17 protein-coding genes are annotated in these 17,880 nt (G+C 71.2%); 9 read left to right on the top strand and 8 right to left on the bottom strand.

The annotated features are described in order from the left end of the window. Positions 1 to 63: 63 nt before the first annotated feature. Positions 64 to 807, top strand: coding sequence for a GTP pyrophosphokinase family protein (locus tag ACFWTE_RS15530; RefSeq protein ID WP_378780069.1), 744 nt, complete (start codon positions 64 to 66; stop codon positions 805 to 807). A 12-nt stretch (positions 808 to 819) separates the two neighbouring features. Here ACFWTE_RS15530 and ACFWTE_RS15525 read toward each other — a convergent pair whose 3' ends face one another. Further along, entirely contained in the window at positions 820 to 1,194 is a 375-nt protein-coding gene (locus ACFWTE_RS15525; RefSeq protein ID WP_378780068.1) for a cupin domain-containing protein, read from the bottom strand. Between the two features lie 72 nt (positions 1,195 to 1,266). Here ACFWTE_RS15525 and ACFWTE_RS15520 point away from each other — a divergent pair, with 72 nt between their 5' ends. Next, positions 1,267 to 1,734, top strand: coding sequence for a MarR family winged helix-turn-helix transcriptional regulator (locus tag ACFWTE_RS15520; protein ID WP_378780067.1), 468 nt, complete (start codon positions 1,267 to 1,269; stop codon positions 1,732 to 1,734). 320 nt (positions 1,735 to 2,054) lie between these two features. Here ACFWTE_RS15520 and ACFWTE_RS15515 read toward each other — a convergent pair whose 3' ends face one another. Beyond that, positions 2,055 to 3,041, bottom strand: coding sequence for an SRPBCC family protein (locus ACFWTE_RS15515; protein ID WP_378780066.1), 987 nt, complete (start codon positions 3,039 to 3,041; stop codon positions 2,055 to 2,057). Continuing rightward, positions 3,034 to 3,567 carry a hypothetical protein gene (locus ACFWTE_RS15510; RefSeq protein WP_378780065.1) on the bottom strand — a complete coding sequence of 178 codons (534 nt, stop codon included), beginning with the start codon at positions 3,565 to 3,567 and terminating at the stop codon, positions 3,034 to 3,036. The genes ACFWTE_RS15515 and ACFWTE_RS15510 overlap by 8 nt, the downstream gene beginning before the upstream one ends. 282 nt (positions 3,568 to 3,849) lie before the next feature. On the opposite strand from ACFWTE_RS15510, the gene ACFWTE_RS15505 reads away from it, so the two are divergent. Further along, positions 3,850 to 5,010, top strand: a complete 1,161-nt coding sequence (locus ACFWTE_RS15505; RefSeq protein ID WP_378780064.1) for an IS4 family transposase — start codon at positions 3,850 to 3,852, stop codon at positions 5,008 to 5,010. Positions 5,011 to 5,478: 468 nt separating this feature from the next. On the opposite strand, the gene ACFWTE_RS15500 is transcribed toward ACFWTE_RS15505, so the two are convergent. After that, entirely contained in the window at positions 5,479 to 7,896 is a 2,418-nt protein-coding gene (locus tag ACFWTE_RS15500) for a Tex family protein (RefSeq protein ID WP_378780063.1), read from the bottom strand. Between the two features lie 365 nt (positions 7,897 to 8,261). Continuing rightward, complete coding sequence (locus ACFWTE_RS15495) at positions 8,262 to 8,612, bottom strand: hypothetical protein (protein WP_378780062.1); 351 nt, start codon at positions 8,610 to 8,612, stop codon at positions 8,262 to 8,264. Between the two features lie 134 nt (positions 8,613 to 8,746). On the opposite strand from ACFWTE_RS15495, the gene ACFWTE_RS15490 reads away from it, so the two are divergent. Next, the gene (locus tag ACFWTE_RS15490; protein WP_378780061.1) at positions 8,747 to 8,980 is read left to right on the top strand and encodes an integrase core domain-containing protein; all 234 of its coding nucleotides are present in this window, start codon (positions 8,747 to 8,749) and stop codon (positions 8,978 to 8,980) included. A gap of 146 nt (positions 8,981 to 9,126) precedes the next feature. Here the strand turns inward: ACFWTE_RS15490 and ACFWTE_RS15485 are convergent, their stop codons facing one another. After that, positions 9,127 to 9,723 carry a TetR/AcrR family transcriptional regulator gene (locus ACFWTE_RS15485; protein WP_378780060.1) on the bottom strand — a complete coding sequence of 199 codons (597 nt, stop codon included), beginning with the start codon at positions 9,721 to 9,723 and terminating at the stop codon, positions 9,127 to 9,129. A 92-nt stretch (positions 9,724 to 9,815) separates the two neighbouring features. Between ACFWTE_RS15485 and ACFWTE_RS15480 the strand changes: the two genes are divergently transcribed. The 4 genes from ACFWTE_RS15480 to ACFWTE_RS15465 all read left to right on the top strand — a co-directional run bounded on the left by ACFWTE_RS15480 (position 9,816) and on the right by ACFWTE_RS15465 (position 14,368). Beyond that, positions 9,816 to 11,042, top strand: a complete 1,227-nt coding sequence (locus tag ACFWTE_RS15480; RefSeq protein ID WP_378780059.1) for an amidohydrolase family protein — start codon at positions 9,816 to 9,818, stop codon at positions 11,040 to 11,042. Then, complete coding sequence (locus ACFWTE_RS15475) at positions 11,039 to 11,893, top strand: alpha/beta hydrolase (RefSeq protein ID WP_378780057.1); 855 nt, start codon at positions 11,039 to 11,041, stop codon at positions 11,891 to 11,893. The genes ACFWTE_RS15480 and ACFWTE_RS15475 overlap by 4 nt, the downstream gene beginning before the upstream one ends. Before the next feature lie 337 nt (positions 11,894 to 12,230). Then, positions 12,231 to 13,541, top strand: a complete 1,311-nt coding sequence (locus ACFWTE_RS15470) for an MFS transporter (RefSeq protein WP_378780056.1) — start codon at positions 12,231 to 12,233, stop codon at positions 13,539 to 13,541. Between the two features lie 122 nt (positions 13,542 to 13,663). Then, a complete protein-coding gene (locus ACFWTE_RS15465) occupies positions 13,664 to 14,368 on the top strand; it encodes a winged helix-turn-helix domain-containing protein (protein ID WP_378780055.1) in 705 nt (234 codons plus the stop codon). 14 nt (positions 14,369 to 14,382) lie between these two features. On the opposite strand, the gene ACFWTE_RS15460 is transcribed toward ACFWTE_RS15465, so the two are convergent. Beyond that, on the bottom strand, positions 14,383 to 15,249 hold the full coding sequence (locus ACFWTE_RS15460; RefSeq protein ID WP_378780053.1) for a deoxyribonuclease IV: 867 nt from the start codon (positions 15,247 to 15,249) through the stop codon (positions 14,383 to 14,385). A gap of 12 nt (positions 15,250 to 15,261) precedes the next feature. Beyond that, positions 15,262 to 16,794 carry an FAD-binding oxidoreductase gene (locus tag ACFWTE_RS15455; protein WP_378780052.1) on the bottom strand — a complete coding sequence of 511 codons (1,533 nt, stop codon included), beginning with the start codon at positions 16,792 to 16,794 and terminating at the stop codon, positions 15,262 to 15,264. Between the two features lie 85 nt (positions 16,795 to 16,879). Here ACFWTE_RS15455 and ACFWTE_RS15450 point away from each other — a divergent pair, with 85 nt between their 5' ends. Next, entirely contained in the window at positions 16,880 to 17,878 is a 999-nt protein-coding gene (locus ACFWTE_RS15450) for a helix-turn-helix transcriptional regulator (protein WP_378780051.1), read from the top strand. The last annotated feature ends 2 nt before the right edge of the window (positions 17,879 to 17,880 follow it).

Below are 17,880 nucleotides of genomic sequence, written 5' to 3'. Positions count from 1 at the left end.
GCCGCCCCCGCGTCGCCCTGTTGCGGGCGCTAGCATGAGTCGACGGGGACACGGGGGTGGCTGATGGGGGACGACGACGCGTCCAAGGCGTTGTCGGAGGCACGCGACGACGTCGCCCGCTTCCTGATGTCGTACAAGTTCGCCATCGACACCACGATGGCGAAGGTGAACATCCTCAACGAGGAGTTCCGCTACGTCCACGACCACAACCCGATCGAGCACGTCAGCTCGCGGCTGAAGTCGCCCACCAGCATCATGGAGAAGGCGCGCCGCAGGGGCTGCTCCCTGGATCTGGGGGACATCCGGGCCACCATCCTCGACATCGCCGGGATCCGCATCACCTGCAGCTTCGTGTCGGACGTGTACACGATCCGGGACATGCTGTCCGGGCACGAGGACATTCGTGTGACGGAGGTCAAGGACTACGTCGGGGCGCCCAAACCGAACGGGTACCGGAGCCTGCACCTGCTGGTCGAGACGCCGGTGCGGATGTCCGACCGCACCGAGCAGGTCCCCGTGGAGATCCAGATCCGCACGATCGCCATGGACTTCTGGGCCAGCCTGGAGCACAAGATCTACTACAAGTACGCCAGGGACGTGCCCCGGGACCTGCTCGACGAGCTCAGGGAGGCGGCGGAGACCGCCAACCGGCTCGACGTCACCATGGAGCGCCTGCACAACGAGGTCCTCGAACTCGGGGGTCCGACCGACGACCGCCTTCCGGGCCCGGAGGAACTGCGGACGCTGCCGGTGGCCGAGGACCTGCTGCGCGCCCTGACGGACCGGGCGCGGCGCCCGAACGGCTGAGCGGTCCCGGAGTCACTCGGCCCAGGGCAGGGGAACAGACCCCTTTCGGCCCACCACCGTGGCCCGACCTCCGGGGACCATGCACACGAGCGCCTCGCCGTGCTCCTCGCCGGTGTGTACCCGGCGTACCGCTCCGGCGGGGATGAGGGCCGCCTGGCCGGGCGCCATCTCGGACTCCTCGCCGTCGACGCTGACGCCGAATTTTCCGGAGACGGGCATCCACACCTGGTCCCGGTCGATCACGTGCTCGGGCGAGGCGGCGTCCGCCGCCATCCGCACGCGCCACGTGCTCAGGTGGTGGCTGCCCTGGCTGGGGCCGGCCAGGGCGGCCATGACGCCGGCTGGGGTTGAGGTGGTACGGGCACCGGTCTCGGTGATGATGACCATCGGTCCTCCTGTGTAAAGTGGCTTTACTCGCCTCAGTAAAGTAACTTTACTCGTGTGTGTCAAGATGGGTGCATGGACGACCCGCTGGAGCGCGCAGAACTGACCTTCCTTCTGGGAATGGCCTTCCAACTGGTGCTCGCCGAGTTCGTACGCGAGGTCGACTCGGAAGGCTACGACGAGCTCCGGCCGATCCACGGGCTCGCCTTCCAGGTGCTGCGGCACGGAGGGGCGACCAGTTCCGAACTGGCCGAACGCCTGGGCGTGACGAAGCAGGCCGCCGGGCAGATCGTCGCCTACCTGGAGGAGCACGGCTACGTGCGGCGCGTCGAGCACACGGAAGGCGGACGCCGCCGCCTGGTGGTCCTCACCGACCGGGCCGACGAACACCTCGCCGTGGCGGGACGCGTCCTTCATGAGCTGGAGGCGCGGGTCGGGGAGCGGATGGGGCCGGGTGGGCTCTCCGTCCTGCGTGCAGAACTCGCCGGCCTCATCCGGGGCCTTGCCGGCGGGGACCTGCCCCCGTTGCGTCCTGTCTGGTGACCGCGCCCGACGCCCGCGCGTGTCGTCCGGTGCACAACGTCGGCGACCCCCGGGCGGGTACGCCCGCCCCGGTGTGTCCGAGCCGGCCGGGCGGCCGCAACGGCTCGGACTCCGACGGACACCGTGCGGCGGGACGCCGGCCTTCGGCCCCTACATGCCCGGACCGGCGCGGCGCAGCACGTCGGCCCTCGCTCTCTGGGCGGGGGCGTTACCGCTGCCGTTGCCACGGCCGCCGCGCCGGCGACTGTTCCCGTCGCCGCGGCGGCGGTCACCGCCCCTGCCGCCGCGGGTTTCCCCGGCGGGAACGCGCACGGGGACGGTCACCGCTCGTCCCCGCCCTCTTCCTCTTCCTCGTCGTACTCCTCCGCCTCGTCCTCGCCCTCTTCCTCACCTTCGCCCTCGTCGTACTCCTCGGCTTCGTCCCCGTCCCCGTTCTCGTCGTACTCCTCCGACTCCTCCTCGTCGCGTTCCTCCTCGGCCACCGCGTCCTCGTGGGACACGACGACCTCGCTGTCGCGGATCTCGCCCCGCCAGCCCTCCAGCTCCTCACCCTCTTCCTGGGCCAGCATCATCAGCCGGCGCCGGTACAGCTTGAAGTCGAGCCGCAGCCGCCGGCCCTGGGCCCGCCACAGGTTGGCGGTCTTCTCGAAGAAGCCCTGCGGGTAGTACTCCGTGACGAGGAGGACCCGGGTGAGGTTCTCGCCGAGCGGATGGAACGTGACCGCGCCCTTGGTGGTGCCCTTGGAGCCCTCCGACGTCCAGGCGATCCGGTAGTCCTGGATCTGTTCGGTGACGGTCCCCTTCCAACTCCTGCTGGACCAGAGGATCTTCGCCCGCCACTTGGTGGTGGTCTCGTCCTCCTCCTCGACGTTCTGCACGCCCTTGGCGAAGTCGCCGAAGTCGGGGAACCGGGTCCACTGGTTGTAGGCGACCCTGAGGGGAACACCGACGTCGAGGTCCTCGACGATCGTGGTGGCCTTGCCACCCGAGCTGGAACCCCCTCCTCCACCGCCCAGAGCCTTGCTCGCCTTGTCCTTCAGGCCCTTGGCCCCGGACGAGATGGCGCCCTTGAGGACGCCGTCGCCCTGGAGCGCCCCCTTGGCGCCCCCGGCGACCGCGTCGCTCACGGGGCCTTCCCCGGTCAGACGCTCCACCGTGTTGCCGATGCCGCTCGTGGCTCCGCTCACCACGTTGCTCGCCTTGGTCGAGAGGTAGTCCTGTGCGGCGTCCATGAGCCGGGCGGTGCCCTCGTTGCGGTCTGCGAGCTCACGCAGTTTGGCGAGGGGACCCTTGTCCTGGTCACTCACTCTCCTCACCCCGCTTCACCCCGGAGGAGCGCTTGCGCTTGGTGGTGGCGCGTGAGCGGCCGGTGCTCTGGCGGGCCGGCTTCGCGGGCTCCTCGGCTTCCTCGGCCTCTTCGGGCTCTTCGGGCTCCTCGGCCTCGTCCGCTTCGGCGACCTCGTCGGAGTCCTCCGACTCTTCCTCCTCGGGCTCCTCCGAGCCCTCGGGTGCGCTGTCCTCGGCCCGGGCCCGGAGCTGCTCGGTCCGGTCGGTGAGGTTCTCGGCCAGGTCTCCGGCCCACTTCGTCACGAGCGTGGTGACCGCCGACTTGGCAGCGGTGAGCAGCTGGTCCCTGGACTGCTCGGTCAGCTCACCCACGATCGGAAGTTCCGCCACCTCCTTGCGGAGGTCGCCGAACACCTTCTGGGGGGAGAGCTTCAACTTCTTCGCGCCGAGGTAGGCAGCCACTGTCAGCGCGAGCTTGAATTTCCTACGTCTGCCCAGGATGTAACCGGCTATGGCAGCCACAATGATTTTCGCTGTGTTGCCCATAGGGTTCCCCTTCCTGCTGTTCGACAGCGCGGTGCCGATCCGGTTCCGCCCTTCGCTGGAGGAGCTCGTCCTCGGCCGCGTCGAATTCCTCGTGGAGTTGCCGCCTGGCGCTGCGGGCTGCCCTCGCGGGAGTCCTCCTCCGCCACGGGACCGCTTCCTCCCTCCGCGCGGAGAACGGGAAATTCCCCGCCTACCAGTCGTACTCGCTTCGGAGGGGACACCACATCGGGCGGTGGCCGTGACTTAAGGACTGACGGCCGTCGGCTGTGGGACCATCGTCGGGTGACGCAGCAAGACCCGGTCACCAGCGACCGGCTGACAGACCATGTGGCGATCGGCCTGCTGGCCACGGCCTTTCCCGAGGCGGCGGTCCACGAGGTCCTGGACGCGACCGGTCGTAGGCAGGTGCGGGACCGCGCCCTGCCCGCGCATCTGATGGTCTATCTGACGATGGCCATGTGGCTGGAGTTCGGCAAGGGCTACGAACAGGTCCTGCGCTTCCTCCTGGCCGGGCTGTGCTGGGCGCGGGGTGGGTGGCGGGACCACACCATCCCGACCGGCGGCGCCATCTCACGCGCCCGTGAGCGGTTGGGCCCCGAACCGCTCCGCCTGCTGTTCGAGCGCACCGTGGAGCCGACCGCGGCCGACGACCGCCCCGAGGCGCTGTGGCGGGGCCTGCGCAGGGTCGCCGTGGACTGCACCGTCTTCGACCTGCCCGCCAGCGAGGGCAACACGGCCGCCTTCGCCACCCCCGGCGGCGGCGTCCCGCCCCGGGCGCGCCTGGTGGCCCTGGCCGAGTGCGGCAGCCTCGCCCTGCTCGGTGCCGCCTTCGACTCCACCGACGCGGACGAGGACACCCTGTTCGCCGGGCTGCTGGACAGGCTCGGACCGGACATGGTCGTCCTGGCCGGCCGGGGCCTGGCCTCCTACGAGCTCTACACCGCCGCCGCGGGCACCGGCGCCCAGCTCGCCTGGCGGGTCCCGGGCTCCTTCGCCCTGCCGGTGCTCAGGCGCCTGGAGGACGGCACCTACCTGTCCCAGCTGTGCGGTGAGGGCCGCGGAGAGCGCGTCACGGTACGGGTGGTCGAGTACAGCGTCACCGACGACGACGGCACCAGCGAGGTCTTCGCCCTGGTGACGACTTTGCACGATCCCCGGGCCGCACCCGCCATGGAGCTGGTCCGTCTCCACGTGGACCGCTGGCGGGTGGAGACCCTCTTCCGTCTGGTGAGGGCGGACCTGCGTGTACCCGGCGGGGTGCTGCGCTCCCGTACGGCCCAGGGCGCACGCCAGGAGTTGTGGGCCCTGTTGTGCCTGTACCAGGCCCTGCGGCCGTTGACCGCCCACGCGGCGGTGATCGACGGGGTGGATCCGGACCGGGTCAGATTTCGCCCCCTGGCGGACGCCGTCGAGGACTCCGACCAGACGGCCTTCTCACCCTGAGTGCCTGGCCGGGGCCCTGCGGTTCTCCGTCGGCGGCCTGCTCGCAGCGCCCGGGCCGACGCCCCGGTCCACATGATCGAATCCGCAGCTCCGACGACGCCGGAGCCCGCCGGGTCGTCCGCACGGTTGTTCTCCTTCTCCTGGAGCCGGAAAACACTTAAGTCACGGCCATCGCCACGTCGGAGGCGGAGTAAAGAGTCAGGATAAGGCGGTAAATTATCCCATCCCTCGCGAGAGAGTTCCGGGATGCCATGATCCGGAATATCCTGCGGCGCACCGGACCAGGCTCGGGAGGGCCGGTCCCGCCGCGTCGGAGCACGGGGCCGTCGCGGACACGGGGACACGCGGGGGGACTCCGCGGTCCCCGCCCTCTCACGGCCGGGGCCGCCCCGCCCCCGCCGACCGTCTCCCGGCGCGGGCGGGGTCGCGCCGGGAGACGGCGCTCTCAGGCCCGCGGCGCCCCCGTGGTCACTTGCCCAGGCCTGCGCGCCGCAGCGCCTCGGCCATCGCCCCCTGGGAGGCGGGGGCGTTGCGGTTGTTCTGGCCGCGCCCGCCTCCGTTGCCGCCGCCCTGCCGGCCGCCGTCGGCCGCCTTCGGGCCGCCTCCGCGGTTGCCGTTCCCGCCGCCACCGCGACGGCGGTCGCCGCCACCGCGGCCACCCCGTTCCTCGCGGCCCCCGGGGGCCGGTGCCTCGTCGTCCAGACGCATGGTCAGCGAGATGCGCTTGCGCGGGATGTCGACGTCCTGCACCTTCACCTTCACGATGTCGCCCGGCTTGACCACCTCGCGCGGGTCCTCGACGAACTTGTTCGACAGCGCGGACACGTGGACCAGTCCGTCCTGGTGCACGCCCACGTCCACGAACGCGCCGAACGCGGCGACGTTGGTGACCACACCCTCCAGGACCATGCCCTGCTCCAGGTCAGACAGCTTCTCCACGCCCTCCTTGAAGGTGGCGGTGGTGAAGGCCGGACGCGGGTCGCGGCCCGGCTTCTCCAGCTCGGCGAGGATGTCGGTGACGGTCGGCAGGCCGAACGTGTCGTCCACGAACTCCTCGGGACGCACCGTGGACAGCACACCCTTGTTGCCGACCAGCGTCGGCAGGTCCGTGCCCACGCGGTCCAGGATGCGCCGCACCACCGGGTAGGCCTCCGGGTGCACGGCCGAGGTGTCCAGCGGGTCGTCGCCACCGGGCACCCGCAGGAAGCCCGCGCACTGCTCGAACGCCTTGGGGCCCAGCCGCGGCACCGAGCGCAGTGCGTTCCTGCTCCGGAACGGGCCGTTGGCGTCCCGGTGGGAGACGATGTTGCGCGCCAGGGTGGAGGTCACACCCGACACCCGGGTGAGCAACGGCACCGACGCGGTGTTGACGTCCACGCCCACGCCGTTGACGCAGTCCTCGACCACGGCGTCCAGCGAGCGCGACAGTTTGGCCTCGGCCAGGTCGTGCTGGTACTGGCCCACCCCGATCGACTTGGGGTCGATCTTGACCAGCTCCGCCAGCGGGTCCTGGAGGCGGCGGGCGATGGAGGCGGCGCCGCGCAGCGACACGTCCAGGTCCGGCAGCTCCTCGGAGGCGTAGGCGGAGGCCGAGTACACCGAAGCGCCGGCCTCCGACACCATCACCTTGGTGAGCTTCAGCTCCGGGTGGAGCCGGAGCAGGTCGGCGGCGAGCTTGTCGGTCTCGCGGGAGGCGGTGCCGTTGCCGATGGCGACGAGCTCGACGCCGTGGGCGGCGCACAGTGTGGCCAGGCTGGCGATGGAGGCGTCCCAGTTGTGGCGCGGTGCGTGCGGGAAGATGGTGTCGGTGGCGACGACCTTGCCGGTGGCGTCGGTGACCGCGACCTTCACACCGGTGCGCAGACCGGGGTCCAGACCCAGTGTGGCCCGGCTTCCCGCCGGGGCGGCCAGGAGGAGGTCGCGCAGGTTGGCGGCGAACACGTTGACGCCGTCGTCCTCGGCCTGCTGCCACAGCCGCATCCGCACGTCGATGTCCAGGCGTACCAGGATGCGGGTGCGCCACGCCCAGCGGACCGTCTCCTGGAGCCACCGGTCGCCGGGTCGGCCGCGGTCCACGATCTCGAAGTGGTGGGCGATGGCGTTCTCGTAGGTGCTCCGGGGCGTGGTGCCGTCGGCGTTCGGGGCGGGGGCGTCCTCCGGCTCCAGGGTGAGGGTGAGGACCTCCTCCTTCTCGCCCCGGTACATGGCCAGGACGCGGTGGGAGGGCAGTCTGGTGAGGGGCTCGGCGAAGTCGAAGTAGTCGGCGAACTTGGCCCCTGCCTCCTCCTTGCCCTCGCGCACGGCCGACCCCAGGCGGCCCTTCTCCCACAGCCGTTCGCGCAGGACCCCGGTGAGGTCGGCGTCCTCGGCGAAGCGCTCGACCAGGATGGCGCGGGCGCCGTCCAGCGCGGCCTTGACGTCGGCCACCTCCCGGTCCGGGTCGACGAAGGCGGCGGCGGCCTCCTGGGGGTCCTGGCGGGGGTCGTTCAGCAGCCCCTCGGCCAGGGGTTCGAGCCCGGCCTCGCGCGCGATCTGCGCCTTGGTCCGGCGTTTGGGCTTGTAGGGGAGGTAGATGTCCTCCAGACGGGCCTTGGAGTCGGCCGCGTTGACGCGGGCCTCCAGCTCGTCGTCCAGTTTGCCCTGGCTGCGGATCGACTCCAGGATCGCGGACCGGCGCTCGGCCAGCTCCCGCAGGTAGCGCAGGCGTTCCTCAAGGGCGCGCAGCTGGACGTCGTCCAGCGCTCCGGTGGCCTCCTTGCGGTAGCGCGCGATGAAGGGCACCGTCGATCCGCCGTCGAGGAGTTCGACGGTGGCGGTGACCTGGTGCGCGCCCACGCCGAGTTCGTCGGCGATGCGCTGGTCGATCGTGGGTGCAGGGGTCGTCACTGTATTAACGTCCACTCTCTGGCTGTTCGGTGCGGGGACATTCTCGTGCCGGGGGAGGACATTGTCATCCCGGAGCATCCCTGTCCCAGGTTCCCGCACCGCGGCGATGGTCGCGCCCCGCTGCCGCGGGAACGGTCGGGGCCGGGCCGGGGGCGCCGTGGGTCCGGTGCCCGGCAGTGGGAAGGGGAGGGTTCGCCAAGATCCCGGGGACGCAGCTGCCGCTGTGAGCCGGTGCCTTTGCGGTCGGGGCCGTGGGAGCTCACGGAAGGTCATGTTGCGGCGGCGGGGGAGGGCCGACTGTTGGAGGAAGGGCCGGTCCGGGGTGGCCGTGAACGGTCCCGTTCGGGTTCGGGACGGTCCGCGGGTCAGCCGTCGGTTCCGTTGAGGTAGTCGGGGGCGTAGTACTCGTCGAGGGGGAGCGGGCCCCGGTATCCCTGGCACATGCACTGCCGGTAGGTGGAGCTGGCCTGCCCCGTCCAGCGGCCGGGGATGACCACCTGGGTCTGGCACCTCTTGGTCTCCTGGTCGTGGAAGACCAGGTGGTGTCCGCAGCCGCAGAGGGGCTGGGGGTTCTGGGGGCTGTTCAGGACGCGCGCCTGCTCCTGTCTGCGCTGCTGTTCGAGTGTGCTCCTCGACTGCCGCTGGGCCGTCAGGCGGCCGAAGAGGAAACCGCCGAGCGCGATCGTCGCTCCGATGACCATGGAGACCGGTTCCATCCGGTGACATCCCCTCTCCTCGACCCGCCCGCGTCCGGGCACGCGTCCATTGTCGCCCATGACGACCTCGTGGACGAGGAGCGGTGTGATTCGGGTCCTGGGCCTTCACCCGCCGGGCCGAGGAGTCCGGGCTGGTGCCCTCCACGGGCTCGATCGGAGACTGCTGCGACAACGCGGTGATCGAGTCGTCCTGGTCGCGTACGCAGGTCGAACCACTGGATCGGCGCAGGTGGCGGACCCGGCTGGAGCTGGCGAACGCGATCTTCGAGTACCTGGAGATCTCCCACAACCGGCAGCGTCGGCACTCGGCGACCGGCTGGCTGACACCCGTGGAGTGCGAGAGGAGGAGACCGGGCACCGTGGCCTGAGGATCCAGAAACTCAGCTCCACCAGACTCAGTACATGCCAGAGCCTCCAGTGAACCCGGCACGAGACAGGTTCGAGAGCTCAAGTCGCGCGCTCCTCGGCGGTCGCCGTGAGGACATCCCCGTCACAGGCAGGGTCACGGGCCTGCTCAACGCTTCGGACGTGATCGCGGAACGGATCGGCCCTCCCTCATGCGCAGGATCAAGGTGACCGCGTCCTCCGAGCGGGTTCCGGGAGCCAGGACCTCCTGCAGGAGGAGGCCGCGAATCGCGGCAACGGTGACGGTGGCCACATCCCGCGCTTCCTTCGGGTCGAGCCCTTCGCGTTCCGCGAGTGCGGACAGCATCACGGTCAGGTCGCCGATCGACTCCACGAACTCATGGAAGTCCTCGGGGCCGTACGCGGCCAGTCCGACGACGTAGAAGAAGCCGCGGGCACGCGACAGCTGCTCCGGCCGGGTGTAGGTACGCCAGATCGCCACGACGAAATCGTCGAAGGTGCTCTGCTGGGCGGCCTCCAGGAGTGCCTCGTTGTCACGGGACCGCTGCGCCTTGAGCATGGTGGCCAAGACGCCCGAGAGTGACCCGAAGTGGTATCGCAACAGGGCGTGGCTGGTCTGGATCCGGGCGGCGATCTCACGGAGCGACATCTCCGGCGGGGGAAGGGCCTCGCCGAAGGCGTCGAGAAGCCGTGCCAGGAGTCGCTCGCGCGCGCTGCCCTTGCGTTCCGAAGTTGACAGGATCACTCCCACAGTTTATCCATTGGAAAAGAAGGATCGGCGGTTCCGTGTCGCTTCGAACATGGTCGCAGTCAGCTCGCAACGGTGGAGGATCGGCTATGGGACCTGCTCATGTGGTCGGCGCGGCGGTCATCGACGGATCGGGGCGCGATCCCGGCAACCTCGACATCACTATCGAGAACGGCCGCATCACCCGACTCGGTGCCTCCAGCGCGCACGGCGAGCGTCTCGACGCCGAGGGGTTGACGATGACGCCCGGCCTGATCGACGCTCACGTCCACCTGGGCCTGTCGAGCCCGATCCAGCCGCACTTCTCGTTCCAGATAAGCGCCGCCGAGATCGCGGCGGACATCTTCGCCACGGCCGGCGCGACGCTCGACGCCGGCTTCACCACCGTTCGCGACACCGGCGGGATCGACGGCGGTGTCGTCACCGCGATCGCGAAGGGCAAGGTCAGAGGGCCGCGCGTTGTGTCGTGCGGACCTGTTCAGTGCCAGATCGGCGGGCACGGCTACTACGGAGCCGAATGGGAACCCACCGAGCTGTGGAGCAGCCACCACATCGCGGGCCTGTGCGCCCTCTCCATGATGGCGGGCAACGCGGACGAGCTGCGACACAACGTCCGCGAAGCCTTCCGTCGCGGAGCCTCCTTCCTGAAGCTCTGCGTGACCGGCGGAGTGGTGGGCGCACATGATCGGCTGACCGACACCCAGTTCACCGTCGAAGAGATCGCTGTGGCGGTTCAAGAGGCTGCGGCACGGAACACCTATGTGACAGTTCACGCCCACAACAACGAGGGCATACGAAACGCGGTCGAGGCCGGGGTGCGCTGTGTCGAGCACGGCACTGGCCTCGACGAACCCACAGCGACCCTGATGGCCGCTCGCGGGGTTGCCCTCGTGCCCACGTTCGCCGTCGTCGAGCAACTGCTGCACGACACCGCCGGAGCCGGTCTGGCCGAGTCGACCCGCGACCGAGTCAAGGGCGCGCGCGAGCAGATGACGAAGGCGCTCGCTGTCGCCAAGCACGCAGGGGTACGGATCGGGCTGGGTTCCGATCTCATCGGTCCGGCCCAGGACCGTCGCGGCAAAGAACTCAGCCTGCGCGCAGCCCTGGAGACGCCGATGGAAGCGCTCGTGGCGGCGACCCGGACCAACGCCGACATCCTCGGTCTGTCCGGCCAGGTGGGTGTCATCGCTCCCGGCGCGCAGGCAGACCTCGTTCTCTGGAACGGCAACCCGCTCGAAGACCCAGAACTGTTCTCCGACCCCACCAACGCCGTCCTCGTAATCCAGGCCGGCCAGATCGTCAAGGACCTCAGATGAGCACCATGTGGCAGGGCTGCCTCGCCCACACCGACTACTTCGAGACGCGCTCCAGCGGCGGGCACGACTACGGCGTCTGGGTCACCACGCCACCGAGCTACGACCCTGCCGCGGCGCAAGCGCCTGTCGTGTACGTGCTCGACGGCAACTGGGCCGTGGGCATGACCGCACCACTCATCATCACGCAACTGGACCCCATGCAGTCGATTCAGCCCTACGTCCAAGTCAGCGTGGGTTACGCAGGCGAGGAAGCAGAGCACTGGGAGCGGTTGCGCAACCGCGACCTCGTGCCCCCCGGCGAACCCATCGCGAAGGAGTACGTCGATGCGGTGGAGATGGGGGTCGAAACGGGCACGATGACTCGCGAGCAAGCCGACGCCTACCTCGCTGAATTGGGCGACAGCCGCGGGGACATGTTCCTGAACTTCCTTACCGACGACCTCCACCCGCGGATCGAACGCGACTACGGCACAGCCCCGAGCGGTCACGGCCTCTTCGGCTATTCCTACGGCGGACTCTTCAGTCTCTACGCCTGGCTCACCAACAGCACCTTCTTCGAGAGCATCGGCGCGGGCAGCCCCGGCATTGTCGATGAAGACAGTCAGGTCTTCGCTCGTCTTCAAGCAATGGGTGACACCCTGCCCGCCACCAAGCTTCACGTGACCTTCAACGAGCGAGAGATCCTCGGAGACATGGCGGTCTACCAGACTCTCGCGAAGAACACGGCCACGTTCCTTCACCGCCTCACCTCACGCGGCGGATCCGTCACCAGCGCACTCATGCACGAAACGCACGTGACTGGGCTGCAGGCATCGTTCCTCAGCTACCTCAGGACCTGCCGTGCCCAGTAAGCCTGGACGCCGCGGCTCTGCCTGACCGCCGCGTTGGGCGGCGGCGCTCCTGGCCAGTGCCGCCGCCCCGAGTGCCTGGCCCCACTCGCCGCACCCGACCGGTACGCGTCCGGTGCGGGTGGCCATGGCCCGACCCGACCAGTGCGTGGCGTTGGCGGGCTCGTCCTCCGAGGTGGCGCGCGCCACGGCCTCGACCTGGGCGTCGCCGACGGTGCGGGGGCGTGCCGGGCGGGGCGGACGTGTGCGCACCGTAGCCACAAAGATTTCTTTGCATGAATCTCTTTGCAAAGAAATCTTTGTCTTACGGTGGAGGCACCCCGAAGCACAGGAGCCCGACATGGCCACTCCGCCCCCCGCGTCCCCCGTCGCCCGACCCGTACCGCTCGGAGGGGCCTTCCACCGGCTCTGGGCCGCCGGCACCCTCACCAACCTCGGTGACGGCATGCTCACCACCGCCCTGCCCCTGGTCGCCGCGACCCTCACCCACGACCCGCTGGCGGTCTCGGCCCTGGCGGCCGCCCGCTTCCTGCCCTGGCTGCTGGTCGCGCCCCTCGCGGGAGTGCTGCTGGACCGGGTGGACCGGGTCCGGGCCATGGTCGTGTCCAACGGGATCGCCGCCGCCGTGGTCGCTCTGCTCGCGGCGGTGATCGCCTCGGGCAACGCCACGACGGGGCTCCTGTACGCGGCTCTGTTCCTGGTCGTCTGCTGCGAGACCGTCACCGACCCGGCCACCCGGATCACGGTGAGCAGGGTCGTGCCCGGTCGGCTCCTCGACCGGGCCAACAGCCGACTGGAGGGCTCGCGGCTGATCGCGCAGGACTGCGTGGCCACACCGGTGGCGGGCGTGCTCTTCGCGGTCGCCGCAGTGCTGCCGGTGGCGGGCGTCGCCCTCTCCTACGCCCTGTGCGGCGTCCTCGCCGCGACGGTGGTCGTCCTGCTGCGCCGCACCCCCGTCGCGGACGCGGACGCGGCGGGGCCCGGCGGGGGTGCCGACCCCGCCCAGGGCCTCCTGCGCCCCCTCCGGGAGGGGTTCGGCTACGTCCTCGGGCATCGCCCGATGCGCGGTCTGATGTTCAACAACGCCGCGACGATGGCGGGCATGCAGACGGCCACCTCCGTGATGGTGCTGTACGTCCAGCGGGAACTGGGGGTCGGCGCGGTGCTCTACGGGGTCTTCCTGGCCACCGTCGCGATCGGCGGCGTGGCCGGTTCGCTGGTCGTCGCGCGGCTCGTCGCCGCGGTCGGCCGCAGGGCCGTCATGGCGGGCGGATACGCGGGGATGGGCGTGTGCCTGGTCCTGATGGGCCTGTTCCCCCAGGTCTGGATCGCCGGGGCGGCCTGGGCGCTGCTGGGGTTTTGCATGACGACCTCGAACATCGCCGGTTCGCTGTTCTTCCAGACCGTGGTCCCCGACCACCTGAGGGGTCGGGTCTCGGCGGTCTTTCGCACCGTCGGCTGGGGCCTGGCCCCGCTCGGCGCGCTCCTGGGCGGGCTCCTCGGCCGGATCGACCTGGTGCTGCCCTGTCTGGTCGGAGGCCTGGTCATGGTGGGCGCGGTCGTCGTCTTTTGGAAGGCGATCGCGGAGGGCGCCCGACTGTCCGACGAAGCCCTCGCGAGGCTGGGCACCGAGGCGGCAGGCGGCCGGTGACCCACCGGCCACGGGACTCCCGGCCCTCGTACGGCCGACGGAGCACCGGGGCCGCTCCCGTGACGCCGGGCCAACTCTGCAAAGACCTGTTTGCAAAGGAACGTCTGTCGTACGGTGGAGCCATGACGGAAAGCGACAGGGACGCGAGCCCCCAGGCCCCCTCCGGCCCCCCGCCGTCGATGCAGATCGATGCGCAGGCCCTGCGAGGACTGGCCCACCCGCTGCGGGCACGCCTCCTCGACGAGCTCACGTTCCACGGCCCGGCCACCGCCACCATCCTCGGCAGGCGGCTGGGGGAGAGCAGCGGATCGACCAGCTACCACCTGCGCCAGCTCTCCCGGTACGAGTTCATCGAGGCGGATCCCGGACAGTCCGGCGGACGCGAGCGCTGGTGGCGGATCCGGCCCGGGGGCTGGAGCATGCGCGGCCACGAGTTCCTCGGCGACCCCGAGACCCGAACGGTCGCGGAGACGGTCCTCGGCCGCTACTACCAGCAGCGGGAGGCCCGGTTCCGGGACTGGAGCGCCATGGTCTGGGACCCCGTGCAGACGGCGGACGTGCGGCGCTGGAAGGACGCGGCCTTCGACTCGATCACCACCATGCGGATGACCCCGCAGGAGAGCCGCGAGTTCGGCGGGGCCCTCACGGACTTCCTCAGGACGTTCGCGACGCGGTACCAGGGGCGCACCCCCGAGAGCCACCCGGACACCGAGAACGTCGAACTCCAGACGAACCTGTTCCCCAACCTCCCCGGGGCCGGGGAGCATGCCCCTCCCGGGGACACCGGGCCCGAGGAGCCCGCCCCGGACAGCCCCGGGGGCGGCTGACGGCAGCAGGAGGGTCAGCCCTGGTCGCGCAGCTTCTTCAGCGCGGCCACGTCGTCGGCGTGCGGCCCGGCGGGGCCCGGCGTCTCCAGGATGATCGGGACGCCCGCGCTCACCGGGTGCCGGAACAGTTCACCGAACGGCTCCGCCCCGATGAACCCGGCGCCGATGTTCTCGTGCCTGTCCTTGTTGCTCCCGCAGGGCGCCTTGGAGTCGTTGCCGTGCACCACCTTCAACCGCTCGGCGCCGACCACCTCACCGAAGCGGTCCAGGGCCGCACGCATGCCCTCCACCGTCGAGATGTCGTGTCCGGCCGCGAAGAGGTGGGCCGTGTCCAGGCACACGCCCACGTGCGGGTGCCACTCCAGCGCCTCGAAGTAGGCCGCCAGGTCGTCGACGGTGGCGCACAGCACCTGGCCCTGGCCCGCCATCGGCTCCAGCAGGACAGGGGGGAGGTCCCCGCCGACCCTCTCCAGCAGCGGCATCAGCCGCTCGCGGGTGCGGGCCAGGCCCGCCTCGCGTCCGCCGGAGACCGCCGAGCCGGTGTGCACCACCACGCCCAGGGCGCCGATCTGCGCGGCGCGGCGCAGCGCGTGTTCCAGCGATACCACCGACTTCTCGGCGGTCTCGTCGCCGGGGGTGCCCAGGTTGATCAGGTACGGGGCGTGCACGAACACCGGCAGGTCGGCGCGCTCGCGCATCCGTGCGTCCTGCCCGGGGTCGCCGCCGTTGGTCGCCCACCCGCGCGGGTTGGACACGAACACCTGGACCGTCTCGGCGCCGATCTCCTCGGCGTAGGCCAGCCCCTTGTCGGCCATGCCGCCCGCCACCGGGACGTGGGCTCCGACCGGGGACACGGGGCGCCGCTGCTCACTGTTGCTCATCGACGGACAAGTTTACCCGCGCGGCGGGATCGGACGGTTGGAGTGGAACACCTCGCCGGGGTCGAACTCGGCCTTCACCCGGATCAGCCTCGCGTGGTCCCCGGGGTCGAACACCTCGCGCACCCCGGCCGCGTCCATCGGTCCGAAGCCCAGGGTGAACGAGCGCCCCAACGCCCTGCCGGAGACCAACCCCGCCGCCTCCTCGCGCAGGCGCTCCCTCTCCCCGGCATCCTCCCCGTCGGTGAACGTCAGCACCGTCAGGGCGAAGGCGGCGTCCCGGTGCCCGACCGCGTTCGCCCTGACGGGCTCCCGCCCCAGGGCGCCGCCCAGGTGCCGCAACCCGACCACGCACATGAACGGGGCCTCCGCCGCCAGCCGGGTGAGCCCGGCCAGGGCTTCCGCGTCCAGTCCGTCCACCAGGACGCTGCGCCCCCGGTACCCGGCCGGGTCGTCGTGCTCGTCGAAGACGGCGCCCGACTCGGTGTACGGAAGCTCCCCCAGGGTGTCGGCCAGTACCGGGCCGGCCGAGCGCAGGGGCTCCACCAGGGAGGGCCCCTCGTCGGGTGAGCCCGACCAGGCCACCGACACCTGGACCACCAGGCGTCCCCGCATCGCCTCCGGGACGCTGGGGAAGTCCGGGTACACCAGCATCGACGCCCCCGACGTCAGCTCCTCCGGGGTCGTCTGCGCCCACCGCCGCCACGCGTCCAGGACGCCCGGTTCGGCGGTCGCGTCGAAGTACAGGCTGCCCCCGTAGAGCCGCGAGACCGGGAACAGGCCGATCTCCATCCCCGTGACCACGCCGAACGCACCGCCACCGCCGCGCACGGCCCAGAACAGCTCGGGTTCGGCGGCCTCCGTCACTTCGCGAAGCAGCCCGTCGGCCGTCACCAGGTCGAACCGCAGCACGTGGTCGGCGGCGAACCCGTACCGGCGGGCGAGGAGCCCCACCCCTCCGCCCATCGTGTACGACACAGCGCCCACGCCCGGGGCGCTGCCCGACAGCGGGGCCAGCCCGTGCGGGGCGGCGGCGTCGATGACGTCCTGCCAGGTGGAACCCGCGCCGACCCAGGCGGTGCCCCGGTCGGGGTCGACCCGCACACCGCCCAGGCGGCCGGTGACGACCAGGATCCCCGCGGGGGCCGGGGCCCCGCCCCTTCGCCCGGCGTCCTGGCCCCGCCGCCCGGGACCACCTCCGGAGCCGGCCCCCGCCTCCCCACCGCCCACCCCGGAGCCGAGCCCGTGCCCGGTCAGCTGGGCCGCGACCCGCAGCCCGCGTCCGGCAGCCCAGGCCACCGCCGTGCGCACGTCCTGCGCGTCCGCCGCCTCCACCACGGCGGCGGGGAGGTGGCGGTCCAGCAGCTGCATCCCCGTGCGGGCCGCCTCGTACCCCTCCGTTCCGGGGGCGTGCACCGGCCCGGCCACGAGGGCCGCCAAGGCCTCCGCCGCACCGGTGGGGTCCGGGTTCGGCGGGCGGTCGGGGCCGCCCCCGTCCCCGGGCGCCGCCCGGTTTCCGTCATTTCCCGCGTTCGGGATCTGCGACATGTCCGTACTCCTCGTCTCGTTCACAGGGCCACCGTAGGAACCCATGCGGCCACAACGTGACCGCGATGTCCGGCACCATGGATCCATGAGCGAATCGGTGCGCAAGGGGATGCCCCAACGGCTGCTGCGCCTGCTGTCCCTGCTGCAGGCCAGGCGGGAGTGGAGCGGGGCCGAACTCACCGAACGCCTCGGCGTCAGCGCCCGCACCCTGCGCCGCGACGTCGAACGCCTCCGCGACCTCGACTACCAGGTAGAGGGCACCCCCGGTGTCGCGGGCGGCTACCGCCTCGCCTCCGGGCGCGACCTTCCACCCCTGCTCCTGGACGACGACGAGGCCGTCGCCATCGCCCTGGGCCTGGTCACCGTCACCGGCGTCCAGGAGAGCGCGCTGCGGGCCCTGGCCAAGCTCGAACGCGTGCTGCCCGCACGGCTGCGCCCGCGCCTGGCCGCCGTCCGGGACACCACCTCGACGGTGGCCCACCCGGCAGCCCCCGCCGGCGCGGACCCCTCCGTGCTCGGCATGCTCGCCGCCCACCGCCGCGACCGCGTGGTCACCGACTTCGACTACCGGGACCGGTCGGGAACCCTTCGCGCGCGCCGGGTCGAGCCCCACCACCTGGTCTCCCACGGCGGGTACTGGTACCTGATCGCGCACGACACCGACCGCGACGACTGGCGCACCTTCCGGACCGACCGCATCAGCGGGCCCCGGGCCACCCACGGGAGGTTCACCCCCCGGCGACTGCCCGCGCCCGACCCGGCGGCCCACCTCGTCCGGACCTTCGCCTCGGCGACCTACCTGCACACCACGCGGATCACCGTCCGGCTGCCCGCCGAGGAGCTCCGTGCCCGCCTGTACGGTCCGTTCCCCGGCTGGATCGAACCCCTCGGACCGGACACGTGCCTGGTCAGGATCAGTACCGACTCCCTCGACCTGGCCTGTCAGTACGCGCTGGCCGTGCTGGCCCCGGGGGCGGAGTTCGACCTCGACGCACCTCCCCCGGTGGCCGACCGCCTGCGCGCCCTCGGCGTCCGTCTCGGTCATTGCGGCGACCGCTTCGCCGGGGTTCCCGGAGAGCGCTAGTC

The organism is Nocardiopsis sp. NPDC058631 (genome assembly GCF_042716955.1).
Taxonomy (GTDB): Bacteria; Actinomycetota; Actinomycetes; order Streptosporangiales; family Streptosporangiaceae; genus Nocardiopsis.
This window is presented reverse-complemented; position numbering and strand designations above follow the sequence as displayed.

What these genes read in the sequence shown, in the direction of transcription:
- ACFWTE_RS15495 (WP_378780062.1), bottom strand. Translation starts at nt 8,612, where the DNA reads ATGGAACCGGTCTCCATGGTCATCGGAGCGACGATCGCGCTCGGCGGT.
- ACFWTE_RS15470 (WP_378780056.1), top strand. Translation starts at nt 12,231, where the DNA reads ATGGCCACTCCGCCCCCCGCGTCCCCCGTCGCCCGACCCGTACCGCTC.
- ACFWTE_RS15455 (WP_378780052.1), bottom strand. Translation starts at nt 16,794, where the DNA reads ATGTCGCAGATCCCGAACGCGGGAAATGACGGAAACCGGGCGGCGCCC.
- ACFWTE_RS15520 (WP_378780067.1), top strand. Translation starts at nt 1,267, where the DNA reads ATGGACGACCCGCTGGAGCGCGCAGAACTGACCTTCCTTCTGGGAATG.
- ACFWTE_RS15475 (WP_378780057.1), top strand. Translation starts at nt 11,039, where the DNA reads ATGAGCACCATGTGGCAGGGCTGCCTCGCCCACACCGACTACTTCGAG.
- ACFWTE_RS15525 (WP_378780068.1), bottom strand. Translation starts at nt 1,194, where the DNA reads ATGGTCATCATCACCGAGACCGGTGCCCGTACCACCTCAACCCCAGCC.
- ACFWTE_RS15465 (WP_378780055.1), top strand. Translation starts at nt 13,664, where the DNA reads ATGACGGAAAGCGACAGGGACGCGAGCCCCCAGGCCCCCTCCGGCCCC.
- ACFWTE_RS15460 (WP_378780053.1), bottom strand. Translation starts at nt 15,249, where the DNA reads ATGAGCAACAGTGAGCAGCGGCGCCCCGTGTCCCCGGTCGGAGCCCAC.
- ACFWTE_RS15480 (WP_378780059.1), top strand. Translation starts at nt 9,816, where the DNA reads ATGGGACCTGCTCATGTGGTCGGCGCGGCGGTCATCGACGGATCGGGG.
- ACFWTE_RS15510 (WP_378780065.1), bottom strand. Translation starts at nt 3,567, where the DNA reads ATGGGCAACACAGCGAAAATCATTGTGGCTGCCATAGCCGGTTACATC.
- ACFWTE_RS15450 (WP_378780051.1), top strand. Translation starts at nt 16,880, where the DNA reads ATGAGCGAATCGGTGCGCAAGGGGATGCCCCAACGGCTGCTGCGCCTG.
- ACFWTE_RS15530 (WP_378780069.1), top strand. Translation starts at nt 64, where the DNA reads ATGGGGGACGACGACGCGTCCAAGGCGTTGTCGGAGGCACGCGACGAC.